Source organism: Winogradskyella sp. 4-2091, assembly GCF_045765065.1.
Taxonomy (GTDB): domain Bacteria; phylum Bacteroidota; class Bacteroidia; order Flavobacteriales; family Flavobacteriaceae; genus Winogradskyella.
In genome coordinates, this window is the sequence record NZ_JBJKOD010000027.1 from 2,501 (window position 1) to 5,924 (window position 3,424).

Below are 3,424 nucleotides of genomic sequence, written 5' to 3' on the forward strand. Positions count from 1 at the left end.
TAACTGATAACTGTTAACTGATAACTGACTACTTAATAAATGGGGGATTAGCTCAGCTGGCTAGAGCGCCTGCCTTGCACGCAGGAGGTCATCGGTTCGACTCCGATATTCTCCACAACATTTCTTGTTTATATAGGAAATAGAAAGTTCATTGACATATTGAAAAAGATACATGAAATAATATAGAGAGATTTATCTCTTTATAAAGTAATAATGATTAATTAGGGTTTACGAGCTTTTAATTAATCATAAAGTTTAGTTTTAAGCTTTATAGTTTAAAACTAAATAGTAACTCATTAAAAAGACAAAAGTACAATAAGCTAAATAAGAGCGTATGGGGAATGCCTAGGCTCTCAGAGGCGATGAAGGACGTGATAAGCTGCGAAAAGCTACGGGGATTGGCACATACAAATTGATCCGTAGATATCCGAATGGGGCAACCCAGCATGTTGAAGACATGTTATCCGCAAGGAGGCGAACCCGGAGAACTGAAACATCTAAGTACCCGGAGGAGAAGAAAACAAAAGTGATTCCGATAGTAGCGGCGAGCGAAATTGGATTAGCCCAAACCAGTATTGTTACGGCAATGCTGGGGTTGTAGGACCACGATATTCGATGCATAATGAATTAGAACAGTTTGGAAAGACTGACCAAAGAGGGTGATAGTCCCGTATAAGTAAAGATTGTTAAGATAGTGGTATCCTGAGTAGTGCGGGGCACGTGAAACCCTGTGTGAATCAGTCGGGACCATCCGATAAGGCTAAATACTCCTGAGAGACCGATAGTGAACTAGTACCGTGAGGGAAAGGTGAAAAGAACCCTGAATAAGGGAGTGAAATAGAACCTGAAACCATACGCTTACAAGCGGTCGGAGCAGACTTGATCTGTGACGGCGTGCCTTTTGCATAATGAGCCTACGAGTTACCGTTGCTAGCAAGGTTAAGGACTTCAGGTCCGGATCCGTAGCGAAAGCGAGTCTGAATAGGGCGCTTTAGTTAGTAGTGGTAGACGCGAAACCGTGTGATCTACCCATGGGCAGGGTGAAGCTGTGGTAACACACAGTGGAGGCCCGAACCGGTTGACGTTGAAAAGTCTTCGGATGACCTGTGGGTAGGGGTGAAAGGCCAATCAAACTCGGAAATAGCTCGTACTCCCCGAAATGCATTTAGGTGCAGCGTTGATTTATAGTTTTATAGAGGTAGAGCTACTGATTGGATGCGGGGGCTTCACCGCCTACCAATTCCTGACAAACTCCGAATGCTATAAAATGTTAATCAGCAGTGAGGGCATGGGTGCTAAGGTCCATGTCCGAGAGGGAAAGAACCCAGACCATCAGCTAAGGTCCCCAAATATATGTTAAGTTGAATAAACGAGGTTGAACTGCTTAGACAGCTAGGATGTTGGCTTGGAAGCAGCCATTCATTTAAAGAGTGCGTAACAGCTCACTAGTCGAGCGGTTCGGCATGGATAATAATCGGGCATAAACATATTACCGAAGCTATGGACTTGTAAAAGTGGTAGGGGAGCATTGTAGTGTCGTCGAAGGTGTGCTGTGAGGCATGCTGGAGAAGCTACAAAAGAAAATGTAGGCATAAGTAACGATAATGCGGGCGAGAAACCCGCACACCGAAAGACTAAGGTTTCCTCAGCTATGCTAATCAGCTGAGGGTTAGTCGGGACCTAACGCGAACCCGAAAGGGGTAGTGGATGGACAACAGGTTAATATTCCTGTACCTGCTCACACTAAACGTGACGGAGGCGAAAAGTTAGTGCGTACTGACGGAATAGTACGTTGAAGCGAGTAGTAATACCGCGATAGTACACTGAGACTACGGTCAAGGTGATAATCTAGCAAATCGACTTCCAAGAAAAGCAAGTGAAGCAGCCCGTACCCTAAACCGACACAGGTAGTTGGGATGAGAATTCTAAGGTGCTCGAGAGATTCATGGCTAAGGAACTAGGCAAAATAGACCCGTAACTTCGGGAGAAGGGTCGCCCATCGTAAGATGGGCCGCAGTGAAAAGGTCCAGGCGACTGTTTATCAAAAACACAGGGCTCTGCTAAATCGAAAGATGATGTATAGGGCCTGACACCTGCCCGGTGCTGGAAGGTTAAGTGGAGGGTTTAGAAGTTTACTTCGAAGATCTCAAATGAAGCCCCAGTAAACGGCGGCCGTAACTATAACGGTCCTAAGGTAGCGAAATTCCTTGTCGGGTAAGTTCCGACCTGCACGAATGGTGTAACGATCTGGACACTGTCTCAGCCATGAGCTCGGTGAAATTGTAGTATCGGTGAAGATGCCGATTACCCGCTGTGGGACGAAAAGACCCCGTGCACCTTTACTATAGCTTAGTATTGGTTTTGGATAAGTAATGTGTAGGATAGGTGGGAGACTTTGAAGTGGCGTCGCTAGGCGTTGTGGAGTCATTGTTGAAATACCACCCTTTGCTTATCTAGAGTCTAACTTTCAATGAAAGGACAGTGCTTGGTGGGTAGTTTGACTGGGGTGGTCGCCTCCAAAAGAGTAACGGAGGCTTCTAAAGGTTCCCTCAGCACGCTTGGTAACCGTGCGTAGAGTGCAATGGCATAAGGGAGCTTGACTGAGAGACATACAGGTCGATCAGGTACGAAAGTAGAGCATAGTGATCCGGTGGTTCCGTATGGAAGGGCCATCGCTCAAAGGATAAAAGGTACGCCGGGGATAACAGGCTGATCTCCCCCAAGAGCTCATATCGACGGGGGGGTTTGGCACCTCGATGTCGGCTCGTCACATCCTGGGGCTGGAGAAGGTCCCAAGGGTTGGGCTGTTCGCCCATTAAAGTGGCACGCGAGCTGGGTTCAGAACGTCGTGAGACAGTTCGGTCTCTATCTACAGTGGGCGTTAGAAATTTGAGTGGATCTGACTCTAGTACGAGAGGACCGAGTTGGACGAACCTCTGGTGTACCTGTTGTTCCGCCAGGAGCATTGCAGGGTAGCTACGTTCGGAAGGGATAAGCGCTGAAAGCATATAAGCGCGAAACCCACCACAAGATGAGATTTCTTTAAAGGGTCGTGGAAGATTACCACGTTGATAGGCTATAGGTGTAAAGGCAGTAATGTCATAGCCGAGTAGTACTAATAACCCATAGGCTTATTGTACGCCTGTTTTTTTATAAAGTTTACAATACATATTACTTATATCATGTGATTTTTTCAATATGTCAACAATATTAGTGTTGATTATTTTATAACAACCAAAACTTAAGGTGGTTATAGCGACGGGGCTCACCTCTTACCATTCCGAACAGAGTAGTTAAGCCCGTTTGCGCCGATGGTACTGCTTGACTGTGGAAGAGTAGGTCGCCGCCTTTTTTACCGATATATCGGTATTGTAAAACCCTTACTATTTATTTAGTAAGGGTTTTTTCGTTTTTTTTAATCTGA

Annotated in this window: 1 tRNA gene and 2 rRNA genes; all 3 read left to right on the forward strand. The window is 45.8% G+C overall.

What is annotated here, in order from left to right:
• The first annotated feature begins 41 nt into the window (after nt 1–41).
• The 3 genes from ACJBCC_RS17040 (at nt 42) to rrf (ending at nt 3,352) form a co-directional block, all read left to right on the forward strand.
• Nucleotides 42–115 (forward strand) — tRNA-Ala (locus ACJBCC_RS17040).
• A gap of 198 nt (nt 116–313) precedes the next feature.
• Nucleotides 314–3,139 (forward strand): 23S ribosomal RNA (locus ACJBCC_RS17045).
• A 103-nt stretch (nt 3,140–3,242) separates the two neighbouring features.
• Nucleotides 3,243–3,352, forward strand: a 5S ribosomal RNA gene (rrf, locus tag ACJBCC_RS17050).
• Nucleotides 3,353–3,424 lie beyond the last annotated feature (72 nt).